This window comes from Clostridioides sp. ES-S-0108-01 (assembly GCF_020662285.1).
In the GTDB taxonomy this organism is placed as follows: Bacteria; Bacillota; Clostridia; order Peptostreptococcales; family Peptostreptococcaceae; genus Clostridioides.
The window spans coordinates 1-26,764 of record NZ_JADGMN010000031.1 but is presented as its reverse complement, the minus strand read 5'-3'; the positions used below and the strand labels follow the sequence as shown (position 1 = coordinate 26,764).

The following is a 26,764-nucleotide window of genomic DNA, read 5'->3' as shown; positions in this document are numbered from 1 at the left end:
GTGGTAACATATTTATAGGTAAAACTATATAAAAATGAAGAAGTGGTGGGGAATATGGAATCTAAAGGAACTTTAAGTAAGAATAAGGTCTATATAATAGCTAATGGGGTATTTTTGGTTATTGCACTTTTAAATATAAATTTGTATACAGTTTCTATAAATATGTATAGAATAATTTTACTTTGGATATTTGGATATTCTATAGTTTATATAAGTAGCTTTAAAACAGATGAATTTATAAATATATTGAAAGTAGGATGTCTTGTATTAGTTTTTGTAAATATTTTAGGAGTAGTGAATTTAAAAATTCAAAAATACCAAATTGTGTTGCTAAATTTGAGTATAATTAATATGTCTACTTTTATATACTTAACCATTTCTAAGGTGAAAAAATTAAGAATAAGCCCAGTACTAATTTTTTATAGTGCTTTTGTGATATTAGATTACTGTATAAGAAATATTTTTAGTGATATTAACTGGAATATGATTATTGTATTAATTAATGTTGCCATATCTTTGTTTAATTTGCTATATTTGTTGAATAAACTTGATAGTAAGATTGAGCACTATAAGTTGATAAAAGATTTAACATACTTTGTTTTTTTTATAACTATTATAGGATTTGTAGCAATTTCTAAGATTAGTATAGTAGATTCAGATAGATTAATAGGAGTAATATATTTATTATTATGTAACCATACGTATTATGTATATGTATACAGTCTTAGTAATAGAGTAGTATATCCATATTACGAGCTTGATTCAATAAATAAAAAATTAAGTAAAAAGTCAGAGCAATTAGGAAAGATAAATTTAGCAATAGAAAAGGATATGATTATACAAAGAACATTAAAAAACTACATAGACCAGAGAAAAGAGCTACTTAGACAAGCTCTTGATACAATACCAAATGTATGGATAGTAACAGATTATGATTTTAATATAAGTTACACAAATAATAAATTTAAAGATGAATTTTCAAAAGACATGAAAAATTATTATAAAATATTAACTTTTATAAAAGATGATGAAAAAGTTGCTGAAAAATTAAAGAAATTTGACAATGATATAAGTATAATTGATAAACTAGTAGAATTAAATGACAAAATCTATTTATTAAGTTTAAGTAATAATAAAGACGAAAGCAATTACTTAATAAGTTTAAATGATATTACAAATGAAATCAAACTAGACGAAGAAATAAGAAATATAAATAAAGATTATAAAAACATTATACTAAATATTCCATCTCCTATACTTGTAAGAAGTGCTGAAGGTGGTATAAAGAGGAATAAGGTAATAAGTATAAATAAGAAATATGAAAAGAGTTTTAAATGTATTTCAAGTGATTTAGTCGATATGACATTAGAACAATATTTTGAAACTTTTAACATAGACTTTTTTGATAATAGGGAATTTAAAAGATTAAATCTAACACAAGAAAAGAAAGCTGAAATAGTAAGTTACAATGACACAGCAAATTGTATAGTTAATTTTGTGATGTCTGATTCAGAAGGTGAAGAACATGTTGAAGAAGTTAGAGTTGGAGACTATTGGTCAGATAATAAACTATTTAAATTGCTTACATTTAGAGATATAACTAAAGAGATAAATATCCTTAGAACAGTAAACGAACAAAAAATAATATACGAAAAATTACTGGATGCTATACCAGAGGCTATTTTTCTTGAAGATTTAAGTACATCAAGAGTTCTATATACGAATAGAGCCTTCAGAGAGTTGTTCGGAATTTCTAGTGATGTATTAGGAGCTACAACACAAAAATATAGAAATGTATTAGTAAAAAAATACATAAACAATTTAAATATAGGAGAAAGAGATAAGAGTATTCATATAGTAAATGAAAATAATCATATCAAAGAAGTAAAAATGATATCAAGAACATTGTACTTTGGACAAAAAAGAAGTAGAGTGAGAATTATTAAGGATTTAAGTGTGCAAAGAGAGTCTGAAAGACTTAAGAAAGCATTAATAAAACAAAGACAGTATGACCAAATGAAGATGGAGTTTTATGCTAATATATCTCATGAACTTAAGACACCTTTAAATAATATATATAGTTCAGTTCAACTTGTTGAAAATCTTTATAAAAAAGGAAAAATAATTGATTTTCAGGATATACTAAAAGAACATATAAAAATAACCAAACAAAATATGTTTAGATTATTGAGATTAATAGATAATATAATAAATATTTCTCAAGTTAAGTCAGATATATACAAGATTAAAGCAGTTAATTTTGATATTATTGACATAACAGAAAGAATAGTTGCATCTATTAGTAGTTATGCTAAGTCTAAAGGAATAGATTTGATTTTTGATACGGATGAAGAAACTGTAATGGTAGGGCTTGACCCAGAATCTATAGAAAGAATAATACTAAATATATTATCAAATGCTATAAAATTTACTTTAGAAGGGGGAGAAATTCTTGTAGGTATATATAAAAAGGAGGAAACTGTAGAGATAATTATAAAAGACACTGGAGTAGGTATAGACAAAGAAAAATTAAATGATATATTTAATCGATTTAAACAAATTGAAAACAGTGGGATATCAAATGAATTTGGAAGTGGTATAGGGCTGTGCCTTACAAAGTCGTTGATTGAAATTCAAAATGGCAAGATTTACATAGATAGTAAGGTAGGAGAAGGAACTGATGTAAAAATTATATTCCCAATTAAAGAAGTTGTTGAAGAAGTATATGACAATTCAAATTACAATGATAATATTGAAAAGTTTGAGATAGAATTTTTTGATATATATAAATAATAAATGTTGGAATTTATTGTATGTATATCAGATTAATAAGAGTTAGTTTTATTTATTACTTTAGCTGTATTTAATTCATTGCAAATAAATTTTATGAGGTGAAATTTTGGAAAAGGATTTTTTTAGGAAAAATGGAATTGATTTAGCCAAATCAATATTAGGCAAATATTTAATAAGGAAATATGAAAATAAAGTAATTGTTACTAAAATCATAGAGACAGAAGCATATATGGGTGTAAATGACAAAGGAGCACATGTATATGGTGATAAAAAAACAGATAGAACTAAGCCATTATATTTAGATGGTGGACATATATATGTTTATTTAATTTATGGTATGTATAACTGCTTAAATTTATCAGCAAATGTAGAAAATGTACCAGAATGTGTGTTGATAAGAGGAGTAGAGCCTATAACTTCTCTAGATGAGATATCTATAAATAGATACAATAAAGCCTATAGTGAGTTGAGTAAATATCAAATAAAAAATATTACTAATGGACCAGGAAAACTTTGTAAGGCTTTAAAAATAGATAGAAGTCTAAATAGCAAGAGTATAATGGGTGAAGAATTATATATAAGTGATTTTTATTACAATGATGAAGGAAAAAAAGTATTTAGTAAAGATGAGTTAGATATAAAAACTAGTAAGCGTATAAATATAGATTATGCAGAAGAAGCAAAAGATTTTTTATGGCGTTTTTATATAGAATAAATTTTGATATAGGTGAGATATGTATCTATAGGAATGTGTTTTATAGATATATATCTTATTTTTTTGTAGAATTTTTAGTTTAATAAAAATAAACTTATAGAATTACAAACATACTCTTAATAAATATATAATTATTTTGCTAATATAAATAAAGATATATTTTGGTGAAATGAGCTATAAAAATTAATTTTTTTTTGCCTTTTATTAAAAATAATAAAATTTGTATGGATAATTAGTTTATTTTATAAGTAATAAATTAATTATTAAAGAATGAAGAAATTTTGACAAAAAAAGAAATTATATTTAGAATATAGATATATTTAAAAAAATATTATTGAGATATTATCATATTTTTTATCATAAGCAATTCCTGTTAAATGAGAAATTAAAAGATGAAATTTAAATATATGTAAAGCACTTCAATAATTCTTGACAATCTAAAAATTGACAAGACTGTATCCAAAAAATATATATAATATTAAACTCTAAAATAAAATATGTTTCAGAGTAAAAAAAGACATTGAATAGATGTCATTAAATTGTAAAATTATGTTATAATTGTACTAAAGGATGTAAGAATGTGTAGAAATAATAAGATAATAATTTGAATTTTTAATAATTAAAGCGAAAGAAAAATGCAAAATATAAAATATAATTTAGATATATTGATTAGATTAAAGTATATTAATAGGATTAACATGTTATTATAAATCATTTTAATAATATATTAATCCATATAAATAACTTAAATTTTATTATATAGAGAATAAATGATTATAAAAAGTGTATATTTAGTTGGTAAAAATATGTGAAAAATAAATCGTAAATAATCTTAAAATATAGACAAAAAAATATTAATAAATTATAGTAATACTTATAAAAATTTAAAAATATGAAATAAAGATAGGTCAATACCTATATTTATATTTTTGTATTTATATTATGAAAAAATTAAAATTATTTAGGGGTGATGGTTTTGAATAAGGATATAGGAGCAAAAATAAAGCAACTTAGAACTCAAAAGCAAATGACACTGAAAGATATGAGTGAAAAAACAAACTTATCAATTGGTTTTTTATCACAACTTGAAAGAGGATTAACAAGTGTAGCAACAGATTCCTTAGGAAAAATAGCAAGTGTACTAGATGTAGAATTAACTTATTTTTTTATGAAACCAAAAGAGCATAAAAGAGCTGTATTAAGAAGTTATGAGAAAGAGGTATTTGATGTAGAAAATTCAACATTTATACATTATCATTTATCATCTAGTTTAAAGGAAAAAACAATGCTACCAAGATTAGTTGAGATTCTTCCAAGTAAGAGCAGTGAGGAAATTTGTTGTTACGTACATAATGGTGAGGAGTTTGTATATGTATTAGAGGGTACTCTTACAGTGTTTTTGGGGGATGAGCAAATAGACATGTATCCAGGGGACACAATACATTATAATAGTGAAAAGAACAATCATAATTGGGTTAACTATACTAATAAATTAGTGAAAATTTTGGTTGTAAGTATTCCAAATCCATTTGAGAAATCTGATGCAGTTAAAGAAGCTTAAATTTTAACTATTCCTATCAGTTAATAAGGAGGTACTAAAGTGAAAAAAATTGGATTCATAGGTGCAGGAAATATGGCAAGTGCTATGATAGGGGGAATAGTAAATTCAAGATTAGTTGAACCTAATATGGTTATAGCATCAGCATATAGTCAAGAAACTCTTGATAGAATACATGCAAATTTTGGAATAAATATTACAAAAGATTCAAAGGAAGTAACTAGAACCTCTGATATAGTAATTGTGGCTGTTAAGCCAGATATATATGATGATATTTTAGAAGACATAAAAGATTTTATAGATGACAATAAAATTATAGTTACAATAGCAGCAGGAAAATCTATAAAAGATATAGAGTCAATTATAGGGGGAGATAAAAAAATAGTTAGAACTATGCCAAATACTCCAGCTCTTATAAATGAAGCTATGTCTTCCATTTCCATAAATAAAAATATAAACGATGGAGATTTAGAAGCGGTTACAGAAGTATTTAATTCTTTTGGAAATACTGAGGTAGTACCAGAATATCTCATAGAAGCTGTAATTGGTGCAAGTGGTTCTACACCAGCATATGTATTTTTATTTATAGAAGCTATAGCAGATGCAGCAGTAATTGCAGGAATGCCACGACAACAAGCATATAAATTTGCATCACAGGCAGTTATGGGCTCTGCAAAAATGGTACTTGAGACAGGAAAACATCCTGGTGAGTTAAAAGATATGGTATGTTCACCTGGTGGAACTACTATAGAGGCAGTTAAAGTACTTGAAGAAGAAGGTTTTAGATCTTCTGTGATAAAAGCAATATGTGCATGCATAGAAAAATCTAAAAAGATGAGTGAGTAATAAAAATTTATTAAAAATAAAGAGAATTGCCTTTTATAGAAAATTTCCATTTTAGGCAATTCTTTTTATTTGCTTAATTTCTAAAATAAGCTTGATAACCAATTTTTTATTTTTTCAAAAAAACCAGCTGAGTCATTATTATTTGATTGCTTTTCTGAATTATTTGTTGTGTCATTTTCATTTGGTTGAGAGCTATCTTTATTTTCGTCATTACTTTGATTGTTATTTTCTGAGTTAGCTGTATCACTATCACTATTAGAATCACTATTATTTTGTGGATTTATTTGAACACCTTCTGTAGAGTTTATTACAGCATTAGAGCCAAGAGACTCATCATTAGTGTTATTTAAGATTCCTAAATCTTTTTTATCTCCGCCTGAGAATAAACCAGAGAACCAGTCTCCTATTCCACTAAACCATCCACCAATAGTATCTAGTATGCCAGAACCCTTAACACTTTTACCTAATTTCTTTAATTGCTCATTTACATTATCGGATACATTATCTAATGTATTTTTCATGTTATTATAATCATAATCTTGGTCAGCTATTTTTTTCATTACACCTTCAATTTGTTCTTTTTGTTCTGGTGTAATAGTAATATTGTAATTATTTACAACATTATTTATTGTATTTGCTATTTGATTGGTATCCTTTGTACCATTCTTTACAATTTCTGTTTTTATATCATTCATTACACCTGTTGCTTTTTCTTGACCTATATCATCTCCTAAATCACCTGTAACTACCAATTCTTCAGAAGCAATTTCTTTCTTTGTTTCATCAAGTTTCTTTCCTGAAGCATCCTCAAATGCCTTCATGATTCCTGTTAATGCACCAGTACCACTTACAGGATATGGAGCAGCAGCAATAACATTTGCATCTTCAAGACCAGCTGTTGTAAGTGTTGAAGCAATCATTGAGCTAGTTACCCAAGTTAAATTTGCTGTTTTAACATTAATTCCATTTCCTTTTTTAGTGGGTTCAACATATGAACAAGATATAGTAACTTTTCCGAGTTGACCTTCTGTTGCAACACCTTGTAAGTATTGTCTTTCTTCTGCATTTGTTACATCTAAAACTAAGACTTGGTCTTTTTTTACTCCAAAGTAATTAAGCATTTGTTGCTTTTGAGATTCTGATAAGTTAGCTCCAAGTGTAACTACATTTGTACCGTCTGCATAAGAAAGATTCATACTTCCAAGTACAAGCATAATAGATACAATAATAGAACTAATTTGTTTTTTAAACTTCATAATATTCCTCCTAGATTTAACATACATTACATTTTCAATCTATTTTTTATAATACATTGAATAAAAATATGTGCTACATTTCTATTATACTAAATATAAACTATTTTTTAAATCAATGCGATTACAACTTTGTAATAAAAAAGGGAATATAAGGAAGATAATAAAAAAATAATTTTTATAAGAGATTGAAAAAACAATTAATGTAGTATACTATAATATAGAAATGATTATGATAATGTTATAGAATCGGAAGGAGAAAAATAAATGTCGAAGGAATTAGTAAAAGATAGAGTAATAAAATATTTAATAGAAGATTTATTAGTACCTCAAGATATGATTGATACAAATGTTGAGTTGGCAGAATTTGAAGAAGGTGCAGAAGGAATTTTAGATATTGTTGTAAATGTTAAAGATGAAGAAGATTATTATGCACCTGTAATGATAGTGCAATGTTTAGATGAAGATGTGGAGTTAGAAGGAGAAGTTTTACAAAAACAAATAGAATTTTTAGAAGAAGTGGATAATATAACTATGTCAGGTAGACTGGTTTTAACTAATGGCGATGCTATGATGTACGCTGATTGGAGAGGTGAAGAATACGATACTGAGGCAGCTCTTCCAACTTATGATATAATGGTAAAAGAGTTTAATGAAATGGAACAACAGATAAAAGATTTAGAAGAGCATCATCACCACGATGAAAATTGTGGATGTGGATGTAATCATCATGAAAATTAAATATAGAGCATATATATTAAAAAAGACTGTTTAGTAAACAGTCTTTTTTTAGACATATATCATTCTTAAAACTAAGAATATAACAAGATATAATAAAATAAATTATATATATAAGGAGGATATTGCTGTTAGAAGTAGAATAATATTATAAGTATAGTTTTTATAACTTTGTATACATAATATATAAAACAATTCATTTGAAGAAAGGGATATTATGTAATTGTAGATTATGTAGATTTAAATTATTTATTTTTGTTTTAGCAAATTCTATGAATAGAAGGGGTTTGATTATGGATACTAAAAAAGAAAATAATTATGAAAATTATATTTGTGTGGGTTCATCAAATGTATCAAATGCTATGAAAATGTATTTAAAGGAAATCGAGGAATACAAAATGTTGTCAGCAGGAGAAGAGGTAGAGCTGGCTAAGGAAATAATCAACTCATCTTCAGTAGCAAAGGAAAAATTTATAAATTCAAATTATAGGTTGGTAGTGAGTATAGCAAAGAGGTATAAAAGAGACAGTATTGATATGTTAGATTTAATTCAAGCAGGGAATATAGGACTTATAAAAGCTGTAGAAAAGTACGATTATAAAAAAGGATACAAATTTAGCACTTATGCAACTTGGTGGATAAAACAAAGTATAACAAGATATATTGATGATTGCGAAAATACTATTAGGATACCTATACATCTTCATCAGAGAATAAATTTTGTAAAGAAAAAGAAACAAGAACTCTTAAATTTATTATTGAGAGAGCCAACTGTAGATGAGATTGCTGATGCATGTGGTCTAGAAGTTGACAAAGTATTGGAATTATTAAGACGAGATAAAAATGTTGTATCTTTGGATACTCCATTAAAAGAAGATGAGGATAGTAGTTTAGTTGAATTTATACCATCAGACGCTGATTTTAAGGATGTTGTAATACATGAAGTTGAACAACATAATTTAAAAGAAAAAATAGAAGAATTGCTTACAGGTCTTGGAGAGCAAGAACAGAAAGTTTTAAGAATGAGATTTGGAATTGATGATGATGACCCTAAAACACTAGAACAGATTGGGAAGGTATTTGGTGTTACTAGAGAACGAATAAGACAAATAGAAGCTAAAGCAATAAGAAAATTAAGACATCCAAGTAAGTTAAAACAATTAAAGAATTTTTATTGATATTTTTAAATATGTTATATATAAACAGCACACTTATATTTTATAAGTGTGCTGTCATTTTAAGTGATGTATCTAAAAATAGAATTATTGGAAATAATAGTTTAGTAAAATTTCTCAATATGGACAAAATATGTTAGAATATAATTTAAAAAAGATGATAAAGTTTATTTTATATTATTAATTTTAGATATTATTGGTTTCACAAATATTAAGTGACAACTCCATTTTCTTAAATATAATTGAATATGTAGAATTTGTATTATAAGGATGCAGAAATTATTGTAGAAACAAAAAAATATGAAGAATAATGTAGTTTGTGATATATTAAGAAATAGGTGTTAATTATACTTTTATAAGGCTAATAAGTTAAATTAGTTAATAGAATTATATCTAATGAACTAAATTTTACTTGATTAAAAAGAAGTATGTTAGAAGTGGAGTGATAAAATGAGCAAGGTAGCTAAAGCAACTTTTTATTTGATGATAGTTACTATAATCTCTAAAATTCTTGGTATGGGTAGAGAATTAGTACTATCATCAATTTATGGCACAGGCTTATATACAGAAAGTTATTTGACAGCTATGAATATACCAAATATTATATTTGCAGCAATAGGTACTGCTATAGTTACTACTTTTATTCCAATGTATCAAGATATAATTAGTAAACAAGGTGAAAAACAAGCACTAAAGTTTTTAAACAATGTTTTAAATATAATAGTTGGTATATGTATAGTTGTTGCTATACTAGGTGTTATTTTCTCAAAGCAACTTGTAAGTATATTTGCTATAGGGTTTGAGGGAGAGAGGTTTTTACTTACTGTAAAGTTTACTAAAATATTAATAGTAGGAATAATATTTATAGGTATTACTAGCGTTATGTCAGCATTTTTACAAATTAAAGAGAACTTTATTGTAGTTGGGTTTGGGAGTATACCTTATAATATAATAATCATTATTTCAATAATGCTAAGTACTGTATTTGGACCATACATACTTCCACTTGGTGCTGTGGTTGCTATTGTAGTTCAGCTACTTTTTTACATGTTTTTTGTTAGAAAAACGAACTACAAATACTTATACTACTTGAATTTTAAAGATGATAGCCTTATTAAATTACTAGCATTACTTTCACCAGTATTTATAGGTGTTGCTGTTAATCAAGTGAATTCATTGGTGGATACAACCTTAGCCTCAACATTAGTGAAAGGTAGTATTCCAGCACTTACTTATGCAGATAGATTAAATGGCTTTGTTACAGGGACATTTACAGCTTCAATAGTATCTGTTATGTATCCAATGCTATCAAAGTTAAGTGCAGAAAATAATCAAAAGAAATTTACTAGTTCAGTTAAATCTAGTATAAATATGATAATAATTTCGATGATTCCCATTTCAGTTGCTTCTATTTTCTTTGCAACTCCTGTTGTTAGAATCATTTTTGAGAGAGGTGCTTTTGATTCTAGGGCAACTCAAATGACAGCAACTGCCTTAATTTTTTATGCAGTTGGGATGACTGCATTTGGTTTAAGAGATATTTTAGGAAAGGTTTTTTATTCATTACAAGATACAAAAACACCTATGGTAAATGGAATTATATCTGTTGGTGTAAATATAGTATTAGATTTGATTTTAATAAAACCAATGGCTCATGGTGGTCTTGCACTTGCAACTAGTTCATCATCAATTGCATGTATATTGTTACTTTTCTTGAATCTAAAAAGGAAGGTTGGATATTTTGGGCAAGATAAAATAATAAAAGCAACTTTGAAATCTTTAGTTGCATCTTTGATTATGGGTGTTTTAACATACTTTATGTATAAATTTATATTTGAAATTTTGGGAGTAGGAACATTTAATGAATTTGTATCATTAACTATTTCAGTTGTAGTTGGAGGTGGAATTTATACATTACTAATGACTATTTTTAAAGTTGAAGAGGTTGATATGATACTAAATATTGCAAAAAGAAAACTGCATTTAAAAAAGTAATTTAATTATATTAATTATACACTTAGGAGGATTTTATGAAACATATATTAAAAACGGTAGACCATACTATTTTAAAAGCTACAACTACATTGGAAGATATTAAAATATTATGTGATGAAGCTGTAAATATGAGTGTAGCATCAGTTTGTATACCACCATCATATGTAAAAAGAGCATCAGAATATCTAAAAGGCAAAATAAAAATATGCACAGTGATAGGATTTCCTCTAGGATACCAAACTACTGCAACAAAAGTATTTGAAGCAAAAGATGCTATTGAAAATGGAGCAGATGAAGTTGATATGGTTGTAAATATTTCAGATGTAAAAAATAAAGATTATGATAATATAGAAAATGAGATAAGAGAAATAAAAAAAGCTATAGGAGATAAATTATTAAAAGTAATTATAGAGACATGTTATTTAGATGAAGGTGAAAAAGTAAAGATGTGTGAAATAGTGACAATGTCAGGTGCAGACTTTATAAAAACATCTACTGGAATGGGAACAGGTGGAGCTACTTTAGAAGATATAAAGCTTATGAAAGAGCATATTGGAAAAAATGTAAAAATAAAGGCTGCAGGAGGCGTTAAATCAATTTCTGATGCAGAGAAATTTATAGAGGCAGGAGCCGAAAGACTAGGAACTAGCTCAATATGTAAAATATTAAAAAATGAGAATACAACAGACTATTAAAGTTTTTAACTTATGCATAGGATTACAAAGACTAAAATTTAATTGTAAATCTAAAGAATAAAAAACAGAGGGAATTTTCCCTCTGTTTTTTATTTAGTATTGACAGATAATCTTTTTCAAGATATTATAAGTTATATTGTTAATTAGTTGAGTAACTAACTGGTGTGGAAAGGAGGAAGCTATGAAATTAGTATTAAACAATGAAGAACCTATATTTATTCAGATAGCACGAGCAATTGAAGATGAGATACTGTCAGATGGAATAAAAGAAGAAGAACAGGTTCCATCAACAACCGAGCTTTCAAAGCTTTATAAAATTAATCCAGCTACAGTATTAAAGGGTATAAATATATTGGTTGATAAGAATATTTTATATAAGAAGAGGGGGATAGGGATGTTTGTATCAGATGGTGCAAAAACTATTATAAAAGAAGTTAGAAAAGAAAATTTTAAACATAATTTTGTAAGAAATCTACTTCAAGAAGCTAACAAATTAGAAATAAATAGAGAAGAATTAGTTGATATTATAATTAATTTCAAGGAGGATTAATATATGAATAGTTCTATTAAGATAGAAAATTTATATCACAGCTTTAAGAAACAAAATATTTTTAATAATATGTCTCTAAACTTTGAAAAAAATAAGATATATGGTTTATTAGGTAAAAATGGAGCTGGAAAAACAACATTATTAAACATAATGGTAAATCAGTTAATTCAAAATGAAGGTGAGATAGAAATATTAGGAAAGAACCTAAAAGAAGATATAAAAGTTTTAGAAGAAGTTTGTATTGTCAGGGAAAAAGAATTTTATAGTCCAGATTTTAAAGTAGGTCAGGTATTTGAATTTTCTTCTAGTTTTTATAAAAGCTACGACAAGGCCTTAGAAGAAGAATTATGCAAATATTTTGATTTAAATACTAAAAAAAAGTATAAACAACTGTCAAGAGGTATGAAAACCATACTTTCAAATATAATAGGCATTTGTTCTAATTCAGCTATCACTATATTTGATGAAACGACAATTGGTTTAGATGCAGTAAATAGACAAGAGTTTTATAACATAATTTTAGATAGTTATATAAAAAATCCAAGAACAATAATAATATCAACTCATTTGATTGATGAAATAGATGATTTATTGGAGCATGTAATAATATTAAATGATGGAAAAATTATTATAGATGAAGAAATTGATGTTATAAAACAAAAAGCTCATTATATTACTGGAAATAAAGAAGATTTAGAAAAATTAGAGTGTATAAAAAATATAAAGCCTAAAAAGGCATTTGGAAATACAGTTGCTTATTTTTACTATGGTGATTTTAGTGAAAGTGATGAAAAAGTACTTAAAAATTCAAATATTGATGTAGGATATATAGGACTACAAGATATGTTTGTTAACATGACTAAGAAGGAGGAATTATAATTGAATGAATTAAAGCCGTATATAAAATTTTTTAATAAAAATACTAAATTGTATATAATTATATTTATGATTGTGGGAATTGTTATGAACATTTTGCCAGTGTTTATCCTCAAAATTTTTGGTGAAGCATCTAAAGATAATTTATCTACAATTGTGAATCCTATTTTAACATATATAACTATACTGATATTTGTGTATGGAGTAAATATAGCAAATAAAGACTTTTCAGGAGCTTTAAGTATAAGAGCAGATAGAAAAAGTTGTATAAAAGCTATTGTCATAGATTTAATTATTTTAAGCTTTGTGATTTCTGTTTTAGGTATAGTTTTGATTTTTTTATCAAAGTTATTTATAGAAATTATGACGGGTTATAGTATAGACCTATCAGTTTTACTAAAGAGAGATATGATTTGGACGTCTATATCTGCACTGATAGAGCCTTCAACATCAAGTATAGCACTAACTTATTTAAATTATTTTGTGCAAATATGTATAAATGAAATGTGTGTAGGACTTATAGGAGTATTACTTGGAGCTTTTACATATAGAGTTAGAAAAGTTACTAGTATTACTATATTGATAGGATTACCGATATTAATGGTAATTTATATAGTTAATTTTGCAACTAAAAATATGCATAAGATGCTTATGTACTTAGAAAAAATTATTTATTCATTTCAGAATCCGTTTATTTTATTAGGAACAAAAGTAGGAATTATAGTTATTTGCATAATATTTATAATTTTATTACTTAGAAAAGCACCAATTAAAGAGTATGCAAATGACTTATTGTAACTAAAATAAAACCTGCTCAAAAATCAAATTTATAAATTTGTATTTTAAAGCAGGTTTATTATTTTTAATAAATATTGATTTTAAATATTAATTTTTAATATTTATATCTACTTTTATATTTTTTTATAAATAGAATAGATATAAATATGGTTAGAACTTCAGCAAATGGAACTGTAAGCCATAATCCAGTCAGGTTCAACATAGGAGGAAGAGTTATGATTCCTATGATTATAAAAACAAAGGCACGACTAAAAGATATAATAGCTGAAATTTTTCCATTGTGAAATGCCGTAAAAAATCCTGATGCAAATATGTTTATGCCAACAAATAAAAAAGCAAATGCAAATATTTTTAATCCTTGTAATGCCAACTTAAATACTGTGTTATCTGGATTTACAAAAACTCTAACAATAAATGGTGCAAAAACTAAAGCAACAACAAACACTAAAAGAGAAGAAACAAATATAAATTTTAGAGAATGTTTAAATGTTTCTTTTAACTTATCACTATTTTCAGCACCAAAATTGTAGCTTATTAATGGAGATACTCCAGCAGCAAATCCTAGATAGACTGATGTCATTAAAAAATGAGCATATAATACTATGGTAAGAGCAGCAAGTCCATTTTCTCCTGCTAATCTTAAAGCTACTATATTAAATAAGAATGTTGTAATTCCTGTAGACAATTCTGTAACCATCTCAGAAGAACCATTTATCATAGTATCTCTTATAAGCCTAAAATCAGTTTTTGGCTTTCTTAGTTTTAGTGTAGACTTACTGGATATGAAGTAAATAATACCTAAAACACAAGTTAAAATAATACCTATAGCAGTTGCAACTGCGGCTCCTAAAAGACCCATTCCAAAATATTTAATAAACACATAATCTAATATTATATTTGTTATTCCACCAATAACTGATAGAAATAAACTAAATTTAGAATTTCCATCAGTTCTTGCAAAGTATTCAAATATAAATTTTAAAATATAAAATGGTGTACATAAAATCATAACTTTACCATACGTTATACAATATGGTAATAACTTATCTGTTGCACCAAGTAAAATAGATATTTCCTTGATGAAGAAATATGAGATTACTGTGAATAAAATCCCAACAATCAATGAAAACAAAACTATAAAAGAAAATGTAGAGTTGGCTTCATCCTGTCTATTTTCACCCATACGTATAGAAACGATAGCTCCTCCACCAGTTGCCATCATTATTCCAAATCCACAAACAAGGTTAATTATAGGTAGTATAATATTTATACTAGCAAGAGCATCTGAACCCACTAATGTTGATACAAAGATGCCATCTATTATTGTGTATAAAGATATAAATATCATGGATATAATTGCAGGAGAAACAAATTTTAGAAATTCAAAAGTAGTGAATTTTCTTGTAAATAAATTTTCCATAAATTTTACCTCCTTTTATTACTCTCTATATATAATAAGCTATACAGTTACTATATAGTCAAGAAAAACTTTGTTTATAAGATAAATAGTTTTAAAGCAACAAAAAATCATATCAAAATGAATTTGTATAATTCTAATTAATAAACTTAAATTAGTAAACATAGATATATTGTATTAACAAAATCTAACTGTTTCTTAAGAAAATCTTTAGAAATATATGTATATAATCTTAAGATTTACAATCTATTATATTGATATAAGATTTTATCTGCAGAGAAATATATTTTAGTAACAGTATATCTTTTATACAATTCGCTTTAAACTGGCTCTTATTTATTAACTATAATGATTTTAATATAGAGGATAAGTTACTTTTATTTCAATCAGAGATTTTATGTACTATATAGATTATAGGAGTGTGAGATATGAAAAGGTTTTTTATATTAATTTTAGGATGTGTTTTTGTTTTAGGTATGATTTCTGGTTGTACCAAAAAAGAATCTAAGGCAGTAGAAACAAACAAAGATAATAGTGAATGGTTTAATAATTTAGAGACGGAGGATGTTGATGGAAATAAGGTAACCAAAGATATGTTTTCAAGTAAAGAACTTACCCTTATTAATGTTTGGACTACTTGGTGTGGACCATGTGTAGGTGAAATGCCAGAACTTGAGACCTTATCAAAAGAATATGAAAATAATAATAATGTAGCTATAAAAGGATTAGTTGTGGAAGTTGAAGGAACTGATATTAAAACTGGTCTTTCAGATGAAGAGAAAAACTTAGTTAAAGATATTATGAAAAAGTCAGGTGTTACTTATCAACAATTAACTGTATCTGAAGAGCTTAAAAAAACTGATTTTAAGAGGATTGTAGAGTTTCCAACAAGCTATTTTGTAGACAAGAAAGGAAACTTTGTAGGTGAAAAAGTCACAGGTGCAAATAGCAAGGAAGAGTGGAAAAAAATTATAGATGAAAGACTAAAAATGGTAAAAAGCAATGAGTAACTTTATTAAAGATAATAAAAAGGGCATTTCTATCATTATAGTTAGTATTCTATTTATTGTATTAGGTGTATATCGTGGAGAAACAAATATAGTATTAACTAAAGCAATTATGATTTGTCTTGAATGTATTGGTATTGGTTAGGAGAAAAGGTATGAAGTTATTATCTAAGATAAACAATAATATAAGACTTATTGTTCAGGTTGCATTTACAGCATTGACAAATGGATATGTAAATGGATTTTTAGAAGGAACTATCTATGGAGGAGAAAGTAAAAAATTGTGTGTTCCTGGATTGAATTGTTATTCATGCCCAGGTGCACTTGGAGCATGTCCAATAGGTTCATTACAAGCAGTTCTATCAAGTAGAGAGTATAAATTCTCATTTTATGTTGTCGGTTTTTTAATGGCATTTGGTGCTATTTTTGGTAGATTTGTTTGTGGTTGGCTTTGTCCTTTTGGACTTTTGCAAGATTTCCTATATAAAATACCATTTCCAGTAAAGATAAAAAAAGTTTATGGTGATAAATATTTAAAATATCTAAAGTACATAGTCTTAATAATGTTTGTAATTATTCTGCCAATTACTGTTGTAAACGTAGCAGGAGGTGGAAACCCTTGGTTTTGTAAGTGGATTTGTCCTTCAGGTACACTTTTGGGAGGAATACCACTTATTTTAGAAAATGAGAATTTAAGAGAATCAATAGGATTTTTATTTAGCTGGAAGTTAAGTATTTTGTTATTGATATTGTTGATGTCAATCATGATTTATAGACCATTTTGCAGGTATATATGCCCTTTAGGAGCAATTTATAGCTTTTTTAATCCTATTTCAATATATAGATTTAAAATTGATAAATATAAATGTACGAATTGCACAGAATGCCAAGCAAAGTGTAAATTTGATATACCAGTATATAAAGATTTAAATAGTTTGGATTGTATCAGATGTGGTGAATGTATAAAAGTTTGTCCACACAATGCAATCACTACATCTTTTTCAAAAGATAAGAATATTTATAAAAAAAAGATATAAAAGTATAGGGAGAGATAATTTAATGAAGAAATTTACTATATGTATTATAATGCTTGCAATGTCAGCATTGGTATTAATTGGATGTACTAGTGACAATGAGATAAAAAGTGAAGTAGACAATATGTTTAATGCAATAAAGACACAAGATTTAGATAATGTAGATAAGTATTTCCCAAAATCAGGTTTAGGCAATTTTATATATGCAGATAAAGAAGGTTTTAAAATGTACTCTAAAAATATGACGTGGGAAATTTCAGATATAAAGAAGAATAAGGATAAAGTGATTGTAGATTTGAAAGTTAACAATACTGATATGGTTTCTATACTAAAAAAGAATCCTCCTAAATTAGGAGAGATGATGCCAAATCCAACTATGAAAGACATTGATTCTGCAAATAAAAAAGAATTTAATATTACATTAGAGTTGGTTAAATCTGATGATAATTATGTTTGTAAAGTTAATCAAGAATCTACAACGAAATTGTTAAATGTAATTACTGGAGGTGGTACAGATTATTTAGCTGACTACAATAAAGATTACTACAAACAACTTGATGAAGAGCAGAAAAAATATGAAAATTAAAGTATTTAATAATAAAGATATAAATAAATTAGAATCAAAAATAGAAAAGTAAATTCAAAAGAATATGAACGTGGTAGAATGAAAGTTTTATAGAACATTTTATTCTACCACTTTTAAAGATAAGTTATTTCATATGATTTTATTATTTATAGAACTGTTTACATATATGTATATTTTATAGACCAAGATTTTCTCCTACTAATATTACTTTTATTTTTTTTGCTGGACGGCTAATTCTTGTGGTAACCATATATGCACAAATGCTTTCAGGGCTTGTACAATCTATACAGCTTCCATTAATATAACAAGGAGTATTGACATCTTGAAAACGTTGAACAACTGCTGGAGATGCAACTGTTCTAGTTCTTTGCATTGCATCATCAATATTTTTTACAATTTTATTCATACCAGCTACAACAATAACATTCTTTGGACCAAATATCATTGCAGCTACACGATTACCATTTCCATCAATATTGAAGAGTTGTCCATCTTCACTAATTGCATTACTACTCATCAAAAAAGTATCGCATAGAAGTGCTTGACGCATAATTTCTATTCTTTCTTCTGGAGTTTTTGCTAAATCTCTATCAATAACTTTAAATCCTTTTTCTCTAATAGCAGTTTGTATCCCCAATTCTTTAAGGGTTTCAGAGCCTCCCCACGATACTACATGATTTTGAGGAATTAAATCTAAAACTTGTTGCAAAGCCTCATTTCTAGTTTTACAGTAATAAGCATCAAAATAACGTTTTTTAAGAGATGTAACAATATGAGGGCCTAACTTGTCGTATCGTTTTTCTAATGGTGTTTGTCTTATCATGCTAAAATCACTCCCGTATTTAAATTTTAAAGTTGTAACTATTATATTAACTAAACCTATACGATTTACGAAACCAATTTTATCATTAATATTTTCCTAAAATTATGAAAATAGTTACAATATAGTTATAACATAAATATGTATTTAGTATAAGAGTTATTGTTAGTTTTTAATAAATACTTAAATTTTATATAATTATAAAAAGTAAAGGTACAATTTAGATGTACCTTTACTTAAATATATAAAAATTATTTTGAAAATATTTTTTAATTACATATTTCTATAGCTTTCTAGTATTCTAATATAATGATTAGCCTCTCTTAAAACATGGTCTGCTAAAAGAGGTAATATTATAGATTTTATCTTACATTGTTCTATTCCTGATGCTCCTGCTTCTTTAAAATCTTTAAATTCAACAGTTTCATTTAGAGTTTCTTCTGTAATACTCTCGATATTAGTATCAATCATTTCATTTGCTTTTTCAATTAATTCATTGAATTTCATAGCAAACTCATTTGAAGTATTTATCAGTTCACCTTCAGATGGGTCTAGTAATCCTCTCATAAATAGAGCATGTTCCATCATAATATGGTCCCAGAATAATTCTATTTCTTTAGCATTTTTTGAGTCAATGTCTATTTTATTTTCGAGGTCAATTACATAAGAACGGTATAAGTTTGCTTCATGTATTAGGTGTTCAAGAAGTAGAGGATAGTTTGAGGTAAATAGAGTACACGATAGTACTCCATCTAAAACTCTTTCTTTTAAATTAATAAGTCCATCAAGCAGTCTTATTGCATCAGAGTTAAGCTGAGCTACGTAATTTACTAAGTCTTGACCAACTTGTGGGTCTACACCACTTTGTAGATTTAATTCTCTTGTAGTTATGTTTTGATTTATTTCTATCCCTGTAAGTTCTTCTGTTTTTCGTTCTGCACCTAATGTAAGAGTAGTTACAATTTCTTCTGAATATAATATATCAGGTCTAACTATACCATTACTAGCACTAACAGTGTATGATAATAAGTCTTCAAACTGTTTTTTATAGTGGTCAGCTTCCATAGCAAGATTATAATCTTTATTTGTAAATCCTGCCTCTAAAAAAAGAGCGTGCTCTTTCATAATTCTTGAAAAAAATAAATGTAATTCTAGTGATAAAATAACATAGTTTTGATTATCTATCATAATTTCCTCCCTTTAGAAAGTATCCTATTTATAATACTTTATTCGTAATATTTAAATTTATGTATATTATAAATAAATTAACCAAATTCAATTGCTACTAATATCAATAGTCCTTTTCCATTAGCATTGCCATTTTCATATGTAATAGGTCATTTACAATTGTTGGTTCTTTCTCATCAACCATATTATAATTCCACATGCTGATTGTCATTACTGAAATACATACAATTATTATGATTCTAATGGCTATCAACAATCATTTTACTACATTCTTTTTTTCATATTTATGTTGCATTATAAAAAAATTTGATTTTTAGCTTATTTCTTATTATAATTATAGCATGACTTTATAACAGACTTATTTAGACTAAATTAATTATGTATATTAAAGTGGATAAGAAGAGTTTTACATAATATTCTTCTTACCCAGCTTTAATGTATTTAATTTTATGCCAAACCACATTCGCACAGTAGAATCATTATCCTATGGAGACATAATTCTACAACATCTTCTCCATATTTTTTAATAAAATCACCAATTTGAGTTTCTATGAATGAATAGTATTCTTTTAAACTAGCAATGTATGCAGTCATTATATGAACACATTCATCAATCTTATCTTTAAACACAACTAATCCCCCTAAAAACGAAAAATAAAAATATTCAGTAAATATCAGATATTATTCATTCATAAATCTATATAGTATAATATATTGCTTAGATATATTTTACAAGTGGATATGTAAAACTGGTTACCATAATCGTAAAACTGGATAAATTTTTATTTGAAAAGAAAAAATATAAGAGAAAAAATTAGAAAATTAAGAAAGATAAGTTCTAAGATGCAAAATAGAATAAATATAACAGTCGAAGGAATTTCTAAGATGGATAGTGAAGAAATTTATATATCCAAAAGACTTGAAGAATATTTAGTTTTATCAATTGATTTGAGTAATATGAGTAATGATGATTTTATGATGGCATTAATAGATTTTACTAATTATTGTAAATCAAAAAATTTGTATCAAGGATATGAGTTGGGAGTAATAGTAAGCAATGAAAATATAAAGAATGGAGACTATTTAAGCATATCAAGTTTTTATTTGAAAATAGATAAAAAAATAAAGGATAAAAAGTTATATATAAAGCCAGAGGGAATGTATGCGTGTATAAAGCATATTGGAAAATATGAGGATTCATATAAATCCTATGAAAAACTGAAAAAATATATATATGAGAACGAATATAAAATTATTGGAAATTCATATGAAGAGAGTATACTTGACTTTTTTTGTGAAAGTAATGAAGATAATTATATGACCGAGATTTCAATCCAAGTATTTAGATAAGGATTAAAATAGAGATATATTCAAATGTTAAGTAATTCTACTTATCATTGAATATATCTCTATGCTTTATAATAAAGTATATAAATTTTTAAATAGTATCTATAGGATATGTTTGATGTGAGTTAATACTAATTATATAAATAAATTGTAAACTGTAGTTGTTAAAAAACAAACAATAAAAGCAAGTATAGTAGGCATTAAGAATCCTAAGGCAGTCCATTTTAAACTTCCAGTTTCCTTTTTTATTGTTAAAAGTGTTGTCGCACAAGGCCAGTGAAGTAAACTGAACAGCATAACATTTAAAGCTGTTAAATAAGTCCATCCATGTTCTCTAAGAACTTGACCTAAAGCATTAAAGCTATCTAATTCTATCATAGAACCAGTTGTTAGGTAAGCCATTAAAAGTATAGGTACGACTATCTCATTTGCTGGGAATCCAAGAATAAAAGCCATCAATATAAAACCATCAAGACCAATTAATTTGCCTAAAGGGTCTAAAAAGTTTGCAATATGTGATAATATGCTTAAATCTCCTATATAGATATTTGCAAATATCCAAGTTATGACACCAGCAGGTATGGCTACCATTACAGCTCTTCCTAAAACAAATATTGTTCTATCTATTATGGAAGTATATAAAGTTCTTCCTATTTGAGGAACTCTATAAGGTGGAAGTTCTAATGTAAATGTAGATGGAACTCCTTTTAATAGCGTCTTAGAAAGAGTATAAGAAACTAACAACGTTATTATAACACCTAGAATTATCAGTAAAGTTATGCAAAATGCAGTTGCTATACTTGATACAAAAGAACTAGTTATGACTGAGCTAAAAAATATTGTAGATATAGCTATCAAAGTAGGAAAACGACCATTGCAAGGTACAAAGTTGTTTGTAAGTATAGCTATGAGTCTTTCCCTTGGAGAATCAATTATTCTACAACCAATAACTCCAGCTGCATTACATCCAAATCCCATACACATAGTCAAACATTGTTTTCCATGTGCACAAGCTTTTTTAAATAGATGGTCTAAGTTAAATGCAACTCTTGGCAAATATCCAAAATCCTCAAGCAAGGTAAATAAAGGGAAGAATATTGCCATAGGAGGTAGCATTACAGAGATTACCCATGCTAATGTTCTATATAATCCTAAAACCAACATATCGTTTAACCATGATGGACAATTAATACTATTTAATATACTCGAAATACTTGGCTCAAATCCGAGTAATAAATTAGACAATAGAGTGGATGGATAGTTAGCACCTTCTATAGTAATCCACAATATAGTACCTAATAATAAGAGCATTATTGGAAGTCCAAATATTTTAGATGTTAATATTTTATCTACTTTTTCTTCTCTATCTGTTGAATTTTTAGCAACATTAGAACAACATTCATCACTTAGTTTTTTAGCATAATCATAGTTAATTTTAGTAAAGTCATCTCTTATTTTTTGTTTATTTATATTATCTGGAATCTTTTTCTTTACTTTATTAATAGCATCTATTGAATCTTTGTCTATATAATTACTCATAGATTCAAATATACTTTCATCACCATCAATAAGTCTAAGACCCAACCATCTGGAATTTATACTTGGCATAATATTATCCAATTCTGGTTGAATTGATTTTACTAGATTTTCTATATTTTCACTATATCTAACAGGTTTATTATTTAATTTATATTTATCAAAAGATACATCATTTAAAGTATCCAATAGTTCATCCATACCAGAACCATTTCTTGCAGCAGTTAAAATAACTGGAATACCAAGAGAATCCTCTAGAAGTTTTTTATCAATAGTAATTCCTTTTTTTCTAGCTTCATCTATTAGATTAATACACAAGATAACTTTATCTGTAAGTTCCATCACTTGAAATACTAAGTTTAAATTTCTTTCAAGACATGTAGCATCACATACTACTATTACTGCATCTGGATTACCAAAACATATAAAATCACGAGCCACAATTTCTTCTTGTGATAAGGCGAATAAAGAATATGTTCCTGGTAAATCTATTAATGCATATTCGGTATTTTTATATTTAAAGTTACCACGAGCTGTAGCTACAGTTTTTCCTGGCCAGTTTCCAGTATGCTGTCTAAGCCCTGTAAGATGATTAAATACAGTACTTTTACCTGTATTTGGATTGCCAGCCAATGCAATTACAAACTGGTCTTCTTTGTTGTCTATATCAAACATGTCTTTTAAAGAACTCATTTTAGTTGAGTTATGTGTTAACCCCATATTTAATATCCTCCTGCTAGAAAATTTTAAATGTCAGAAACTAATATTAAGCTACTTTCTTCTTGTCGTAGAGCTATCTTACTACCTCTGATTTTGTAGACAGTTAAATTATTTTTTGGACCTTTTCTAACTACATCTATAACAGCTCCTCTAGTAAGACCAAGCGCTAACATTCTTTCTCTTAAATTACCACTAGACAATATATCTTCAACTTTGACAGTTTTTTTCACTTGAATATCGTTAAGGTTTTTCATAGTAGCACCTCCATGCTTGAAATTTAGCCTGAGCTAATCTTCTTATTCTAAACTATGCATTATATTACTACCTTGTTACTTTTACAAAAAAAAGATAGGCAAGATGCCTATCACACAAAGTTGGGTATAATTCTTACTTTTGGGGAAAGTAGAATATAGAATAAAAATTAACATTTTGAATCCATATAATTATTGAATTTTGATAATAAAAAAATCAGAAAGCAAAAGCCTCCTGACTCTATGTAAGGTATTTTCAAATACCTAAATATCAATTCAATATATAATTTATACCTAAATTATATATTAACAATATTAGCTTGTCAACACTATAATCTCATTTTAATATGTTCAATGCCAGCCTCGTCATATACTTCTGATATTTCTTTAAAACCACAAGATAAGTAAAGGTTCTTTATATAAGTTTGTGCCGATAAAGTTATATTATTTTCGTGTAAATTAACCTTTATAAAATCTATAGCACAATCCATCATTTGTTTTGCTAAGCCTTTCCCTCTATGACTAGAAAGAACTAAAACCCTACCAATAGAGACCTCGTTATAAGAGCTGTATTCTTTAGGAATTATTCTAGCATAAGCGCAAATCAATCCATTGTCTTTTAAAAATATGTGATAACAGTTTTTATCTGTATCATCATAATCGTTTAACGAAAATATCTTCTGTTCACAAGCAAATACCTCATATCTTGATTTTGCTATTTCATAAAATTCATCTAAACTCAAATCATTAAAGTGTTTAATTTTAAACATAGTAATTACCTCCTAATGTCTTAAAAAACTGAATATTAAGATATATTATATCATTTTTAACATAAATACTTTCATTAAAATTTACATTTATTAAAAATCTTTTTAAAAAGTGATATACTATATTAAAAATAAAACTTTAGTTAGAAAATTTATGATTTATGGATGCCGTGCTTTGAGAGATTGAATCAGAGCAATATAGTTAATAAACAAATAAATATTTTGATTGAAAAATAAGCTTTAGGTATTGGTAAAAAATATAAAAAAATAGTATAATGTAAAAAAACATGTGTATAATAATAAAAAAGGTTGACAAAATATAAAAATAATAATATATTATGAGTAAGTTAAGAAAAATTTCTTGTAATTGATGAAATAATCTGAATATACAAATGCTATGAAGAGAAGAAGTAGGGCTAGATTTTATTTAACAGAGAGTTCCAGTATGGTGAAATGGAATAAATCGATTTAGTTTGAATACATCTCAGAGCAATATCTCTGAAAGATAACAACCACTAAGAGATATCGGAGTAGTACACGTTATAGTACACGAGTATATGTAATTGTACTCTAAGAGATTAGTATCGTGAGATATTGATGAACTAAGGTGGTAACACGTAAGCAATGCTTTCGTCCTTTTAAATAGGATGAAAGCTTTTTTTATTATAAAAATAAAGATTATAAATTATATAAATATTTTAGGAGGAATGAAAAATGAAATCGATAGACGAGCAAATGCGAATAATTATGAAAGGTGTAGATGATTTAATAGATGAGAAAGAGTTAAGGGAAAAGCTTATTAAATCAGAAAAAGAAGGAAAACCTATGATAGTAAAATTGGGTCTAGACCCAAGTGCTCCAGATATACATTTAGGGCATACGGTAGTTCTTAGAAAGATGAAACAGTTACAAGATTTAGGTCATCAAATAGTAATAATAATTGGAGACTTTACAGGAAAAATTGGAGACCCAACTGGAAAATCTAAGGCTAGAAAAGCTTTAACAACGGAGCAAGTTCTTGCAAATGCAAAAACTTATGAAGAGCAAATTTTTAAAGTTTTAGATAAAGAAAAAACTATTGTAAGATTTAATAGTGAGTGGTTGTCTAAATTAAATTTTGAAGATGTAATAAAATTAGCAGCAACTATTACTGTTGCAAGAATGTTAGAAAGAGAAGATTTTAAAAAGAGATATGAAGGACAAATGCCAATATCAGTACACGAGTTCTTCTACCCATTAATGCAAGCATATGATTCTATAGCATTAAAAGCAGATATAGAGCTTGGTGGAACTGACCAAAGATTCAACTTATTAATGGGAAGATCATTACAAAGAGAATTTGGTATGGAGTCTCAAATAGTAATAATGATGCCTTTAATAGAGGGATTAGATGGAAAAGAAAAAATGAGTAAGAGTTTAGGCAACTATATTGGAATAGATGAAGAAGCGGGTATAATGTACCAAAAATCTATGGAAATTCCTGATGAACTTATAATTAAATACTATAATTTAGTAACTGATGTTCATCCTGATGAAGTTAATAAAATAGAATTGCAGTTAAAAGATGGTTCAGTAAATCCAAGAGATATAAAGATGAACTTAGCAAGAGAAATAGTAACACTATACCATGGAGAAGAATCTGCCAGAGAAGCTGAAGAAAGATTTAAATCTGTATTCCAAAAAGGTCAAATACCTGAGGATATACAAACAATTCAAGTTAAGGAAGATGGATTCGATTTAATCGAGGTGCTGGTTGTTAATGAAATTGTTAAGAGTAAGAGTGAAGTTAGAAGATTAGCTTCTCAAGGCGGAGTAAAGGTAAATGGTGAAAAAGTAGAGGACTTAAGCACTATTGTAAAAGAAAGTGAATTAGTTATTCAAATAGGAAAGAAAAAATTTGTGAAAATTGAGCTAGTAAAATAGCATAAAATAAAAGCAAGTTTATTGAGTATAAAAGTATAATCAATGAACTTGAGTCTGGAAATATTTATGTGTATTCTTTAAATAAAAATTTATTTTTAAGTGATAATTAAACATTTATTGGTAAGGCTATGGCTTTAAAAATCATAGCCTTATTTTGATATTTTTTCCATTTTTGC

Annotated in this window: 26 protein-coding genes and 1 other annotated feature; of the genes, 17 read left to right on the top strand and 9 right to left on the bottom strand. The window is 26.7% G+C overall.

The features are described 5' to 3' along the window. Positions 1-54 precede the first annotated feature (54 nt). From IR152_RS18380 to proC, 4 genes are all read left to right on the top strand, one after another. The gene (locus tag IR152_RS18380; RefSeq protein ID WP_227453296.1) at positions 55-2,793 is read left to right on the top strand and encodes a PAS domain-containing sensor histidine kinase; all 2,739 of its coding nucleotides are present in this window, start codon (positions 55-57) and stop codon (positions 2,791-2,793) included. Positions 2,794-2,899: 106 nt separating this feature from the next. Continuing rightward, the gene (locus tag IR152_RS18375; RefSeq protein WP_227453295.1) at positions 2,900-3,508 is read left to right on the top strand and encodes a DNA-3-methyladenine glycosylase; all 609 of its coding nucleotides are present in this window, start codon (positions 2,900-2,902) and stop codon (positions 3,506-3,508) included. A 970-nt stretch (positions 3,509-4,478) separates the two neighbouring features. After that, a complete protein-coding gene (locus IR152_RS18370; protein WP_413927519.1) occupies positions 4,479-5,069 on the top strand; it encodes a helix-turn-helix domain-containing protein in 591 nt (196 codons plus the stop codon). Between the two features lie 39 nt (positions 5,070-5,108). After that, positions 5,109-5,912 carry a pyrroline-5-carboxylate reductase gene (gene proC / locus IR152_RS18365; RefSeq protein ID WP_227453293.1) on the top strand — a complete coding sequence of 268 codons (804 nt, stop codon included), beginning with the start codon at positions 5,109-5,111 and terminating at the stop codon, positions 5,910-5,912. Positions 5,913-5,992: 80 nt separating this feature from the next. Here proC and IR152_RS18360 read toward each other — a convergent pair whose 3' ends face one another. Beyond that, complete coding sequence (locus tag IR152_RS18360; protein ID WP_227453292.1) at positions 5,993-7,168, bottom strand: DUF1002 domain-containing protein; 1,176 nt, start codon at positions 7,166-7,168, stop codon at positions 5,993-5,995. A 264-nt stretch (positions 7,169-7,432) separates the two neighbouring features. Here IR152_RS18360 and IR152_RS18355 point away from each other — a divergent pair, with 264 nt between their 5' ends. The 7 genes from IR152_RS18355 to IR152_RS18325 all read left to right on the top strand — a co-directional run bounded on the left by IR152_RS18355 (position 7,433) and on the right by IR152_RS18325 (position 13,992). Then, entirely contained in the window at positions 7,433-7,906 is a 474-nt protein-coding gene (locus tag IR152_RS18355; RefSeq protein ID WP_227453291.1) for a type I restriction enzyme HsdR N-terminal domain-containing protein, read from the top strand. Positions 7,907-8,196: 290 nt separating this feature from the next. Beyond that, positions 8,197-9,081 carry an RNA polymerase sigma factor RpoD/SigA gene (locus IR152_RS18350; protein WP_227453290.1) on the top strand — a complete coding sequence of 295 codons (885 nt, stop codon included), beginning with the start codon at positions 8,197-8,199 and terminating at the stop codon, positions 9,079-9,081. A 447-nt stretch (positions 9,082-9,528) separates the two neighbouring features. Beyond that, complete coding sequence (gene murJ / locus IR152_RS18345; protein WP_227453289.1) at positions 9,529-11,073, top strand: murein biosynthesis integral membrane protein MurJ; 1,545 nt, start codon at positions 9,529-9,531, stop codon at positions 11,071-11,073. A gap of 35 nt (positions 11,074-11,108) precedes the next feature. After that, complete coding sequence (gene deoC, locus IR152_RS18340) at positions 11,109-11,768, top strand: deoxyribose-phosphate aldolase (protein ID WP_227453288.1); 660 nt, start codon at positions 11,109-11,111, stop codon at positions 11,766-11,768. Between the two features lie 181 nt (positions 11,769-11,949). Then, entirely contained in the window at positions 11,950-12,318 is a 369-nt protein-coding gene (locus IR152_RS18335; RefSeq protein WP_227453287.1) for a GntR family transcriptional regulator, read from the top strand. A gap of 3 nt (positions 12,319-12,321) precedes the next feature. After that, on the top strand, positions 12,322-13,197 hold the full coding sequence (locus IR152_RS18330; protein ID WP_227453286.1) for an ATP-binding cassette domain-containing protein: 876 nt from the start codon (positions 12,322-12,324) through the stop codon (positions 13,195-13,197). Beyond that, on the top strand, positions 13,198-13,992 hold the full coding sequence (locus tag IR152_RS18325) for an ABC transporter permease (protein ID WP_227453285.1): 795 nt from the start codon (positions 13,198-13,200) through the stop codon (positions 13,990-13,992). 94 nt (positions 13,993-14,086) lie between these two features. Here IR152_RS18325 and cdeA read toward each other — a convergent pair whose 3' ends face one another. Continuing rightward, complete coding sequence (cdeA, locus tag IR152_RS18320) at positions 14,087-15,412, bottom strand: multidrug efflux MATE transporter CdeA (protein ID WP_227453284.1); 1,326 nt, start codon at positions 15,410-15,412, stop codon at positions 14,087-14,089. A gap of 425 nt (positions 15,413-15,837) precedes the next feature. On the opposite strand from cdeA, the gene IR152_RS18315 reads away from it, so the two are divergent. The 4 genes from IR152_RS18315 to IR152_RS18300 are packed head-to-tail and all read left to right on the top strand — an operon-like array spanning position 15,838 to position 18,036. Continuing rightward, positions 15,838-16,419, top strand: coding sequence for a TlpA family protein disulfide reductase (locus IR152_RS18315; protein WP_227453283.1), 582 nt, complete (start codon positions 15,838-15,840; stop codon positions 16,417-16,419). Beyond that, on the top strand, positions 16,412-16,561 hold the full coding sequence (locus IR152_RS18310) for a CD1871A family CXXC motif-containing protein (RefSeq protein ID WP_227453282.1): 150 nt from the start codon (positions 16,412-16,414) through the stop codon (positions 16,559-16,561). The genes IR152_RS18315 and IR152_RS18310 overlap by 8 nt, the downstream gene beginning before the upstream one ends. 10 nt (positions 16,562-16,571) lie before the next feature. Next, on the top strand, positions 16,572-17,453 hold the full coding sequence (locus IR152_RS18305; protein ID WP_227453281.1) for a 4Fe-4S binding protein: 882 nt from the start codon (positions 16,572-16,574) through the stop codon (positions 17,451-17,453). 22 nt (positions 17,454-17,475) lie between these two features. Then, positions 17,476-18,036 carry a hypothetical protein gene (locus IR152_RS18300; protein WP_227453280.1) on the top strand — a complete coding sequence of 187 codons (561 nt, stop codon included), beginning with the start codon at positions 17,476-17,478 and terminating at the stop codon, positions 18,034-18,036. Positions 18,037-18,211: 175 nt separating this feature from the next. On the opposite strand, the gene IR152_RS18295 is transcribed toward IR152_RS18300, so the two are convergent. The 4 genes from IR152_RS18295 to IR152_RS18280 all read right to left on the bottom strand — a co-directional run bounded on the left by IR152_RS18295 (position 18,212) and on the right by IR152_RS18280 (position 20,674). Next, entirely contained in the window at positions 18,212-18,859 is a 648-nt protein-coding gene (locus tag IR152_RS18295) for a lactate utilization protein (protein WP_227453279.1), read from the bottom strand. 270 nt (positions 18,860-19,129) lie between these two features. Further along, positions 19,130-20,044 carry a DUF2935 domain-containing protein gene (locus tag IR152_RS18290; RefSeq protein ID WP_227453278.1) on the bottom strand — a complete coding sequence of 305 codons (915 nt, stop codon included), beginning with the start codon at positions 20,042-20,044 and terminating at the stop codon, positions 19,130-19,132. Between the two features lie 103 nt (positions 20,045-20,147). Further along, positions 20,148-20,300, bottom strand: coding sequence for a hypothetical protein (locus tag IR152_RS18285; protein ID WP_227453277.1), 153 nt, complete (start codon positions 20,298-20,300; stop codon positions 20,148-20,150). Between the two features lie 191 nt (positions 20,301-20,491). Then, a complete protein-coding gene (locus IR152_RS18280; protein WP_227453276.1) occupies positions 20,492-20,674 on the bottom strand; it encodes a hypothetical protein in 183 nt (60 codons plus the stop codon). 156 nt (positions 20,675-20,830) lie between these two features. On the opposite strand from IR152_RS18280, the gene IR152_RS18275 reads away from it, so the two are divergent. Continuing rightward, positions 20,831-21,394, top strand: coding sequence for a GyrI-like domain-containing protein (locus IR152_RS18275; protein WP_227453275.1), 564 nt, complete (start codon positions 20,831-20,833; stop codon positions 21,392-21,394). A 132-nt stretch (positions 21,395-21,526) separates the two neighbouring features. Here the strand turns inward: IR152_RS18275 and feoB are convergent, their stop codons facing one another. The 3 genes from feoB to IR152_RS18260 all read right to left on the bottom strand — a co-directional run bounded on the left by feoB (position 21,527) and on the right by IR152_RS18260 (position 24,668). Beyond that, a complete protein-coding gene (gene feoB, locus IR152_RS18270) occupies positions 21,527-23,647 on the bottom strand; it encodes a ferrous iron transport protein B (RefSeq protein ID WP_227453274.1) in 2,121 nt (706 codons plus the stop codon). 26 nt (positions 23,648-23,673) lie between these two features. After that, positions 23,674-23,901 carry a FeoA family protein gene (locus IR152_RS18265; RefSeq protein WP_003420037.1) on the bottom strand — a complete coding sequence of 76 codons (228 nt, stop codon included), beginning with the start codon at positions 23,899-23,901 and terminating at the stop codon, positions 23,674-23,676. 326 nt (positions 23,902-24,227) lie between these two features. Continuing rightward, positions 24,228-24,668 carry a GNAT family N-acetyltransferase gene (locus IR152_RS18260; protein WP_227453273.1) on the bottom strand — a complete coding sequence of 147 codons (441 nt, stop codon included), beginning with the start codon at positions 24,666-24,668 and terminating at the stop codon, positions 24,228-24,230. A 385-nt stretch (positions 24,669-25,053) separates the two neighbouring features. Continuing rightward, positions 25,054-25,306 (top strand) — a binding site (T-box leader). A 73-nt stretch (positions 25,307-25,379) separates the two neighbouring features. On the opposite strand from IR152_RS18260, the gene tyrS reads away from it, so the two are divergent. Then, a complete protein-coding gene (tyrS, locus tag IR152_RS18255; RefSeq protein WP_227453272.1) occupies positions 25,380-26,588 on the top strand; it encodes a tyrosine--tRNA ligase in 1,209 nt (402 codons plus the stop codon). Positions 26,589-26,764 lie beyond the last annotated feature (176 nt).

What these genes read in the sequence shown, in the direction of transcription:
- IR152_RS18380 (WP_227453296.1), top strand. Translation starts at nt 55, where the DNA reads ATGGAATCTAAAGGAACTTTAAGTAAGAATAAGGTCTATATAATAGCT.
- IR152_RS18370 (WP_413927519.1), top strand. Translation starts at nt 4,479, where the DNA reads ATGGTTTTGAATAAGGATATAGGAGCAAAAATAAAGCAACTTAGAACT.
- IR152_RS18360 (WP_227453292.1), bottom strand. Translation starts at nt 7,168, where the DNA reads ATGAAGTTTAAAAAACAAATTAGTTCTATTATTGTATCTATTATGCTT.
- IR152_RS18355 (WP_227453291.1), top strand. Translation starts at nt 7,433, where the DNA reads ATGTCGAAGGAATTAGTAAAAGATAGAGTAATAAAATATTTAATAGAA.
- IR152_RS18350 (WP_227453290.1), top strand. Translation starts at nt 8,197, where the DNA reads ATGGATACTAAAAAAGAAAATAATTATGAAAATTATATTTGTGTGGGT.
- murJ (WP_227453289.1), top strand. Translation starts at nt 9,529, where the DNA reads ATGAGCAAGGTAGCTAAAGCAACTTTTTATTTGATGATAGTTACTATA.
- deoC (WP_227453288.1), top strand. Translation starts at nt 11,109, where the DNA reads ATGAAACATATATTAAAAACGGTAGACCATACTATTTTAAAAGCTACA.
- IR152_RS18335 (WP_227453287.1), top strand. Translation starts at nt 11,950, where the DNA reads ATGAAATTAGTATTAAACAATGAAGAACCTATATTTATTCAGATAGCA.
- IR152_RS18330 (WP_227453286.1), top strand. Translation starts at nt 12,322, where the DNA reads ATGAATAGTTCTATTAAGATAGAAAATTTATATCACAGCTTTAAGAAA.
- cdeA (WP_227453284.1), bottom strand. Translation starts at nt 15,412, where the DNA reads ATGGAAAATTTATTTACAAGAAAATTCACTACTTTTGAATTTCTAAAA.
- IR152_RS18315 (WP_227453283.1), top strand. Translation starts at nt 15,838, where the DNA reads ATGAAAAGGTTTTTTATATTAATTTTAGGATGTGTTTTTGTTTTAGGT.
- IR152_RS18310 (WP_227453282.1), top strand. Translation starts at nt 16,412, where the DNA reads ATGAGTAACTTTATTAAAGATAATAAAAAGGGCATTTCTATCATTATA.
- IR152_RS18305 (WP_227453281.1), top strand. Translation starts at nt 16,572, where the DNA reads ATGAAGTTATTATCTAAGATAAACAATAATATAAGACTTATTGTTCAG.
- IR152_RS18300 (WP_227453280.1), top strand. Translation starts at nt 17,476, where the DNA reads ATGAAGAAATTTACTATATGTATTATAATGCTTGCAATGTCAGCATTG.
- IR152_RS18295 (WP_227453279.1), bottom strand. Translation starts at nt 18,859, where the DNA reads ATGATAAGACAAACACCATTAGAAAAACGATACGACAAGTTAGGCCCT.
- IR152_RS18290 (WP_227453278.1), bottom strand. Translation starts at nt 20,044, where the DNA reads ATGATAGATAATCAAAACTATGTTATTTTATCACTAGAATTACATTTA.
- feoB (WP_227453274.1), bottom strand. Translation starts at nt 23,647, where the DNA reads ATGGGGTTAACACATAACTCAACTAAAATGAGTTCTTTAAAAGACATG.
- IR152_RS18265 (WP_003420037.1), bottom strand. Translation starts at nt 23,901, where the DNA reads ATGAAAAACCTTAACGATATTCAAGTGAAAAAAACTGTCAAAGTTGAA.
- IR152_RS18260 (WP_227453273.1), bottom strand. Translation starts at nt 24,668, where the DNA reads ATGTTTAAAATTAAACACTTTAATGATTTGAGTTTAGATGAATTTTAT.
- tyrS (WP_227453272.1), top strand. Translation starts at nt 25,380, where the DNA reads ATGAAATCGATAGACGAGCAAATGCGAATAATTATGAAAGGTGTAGAT.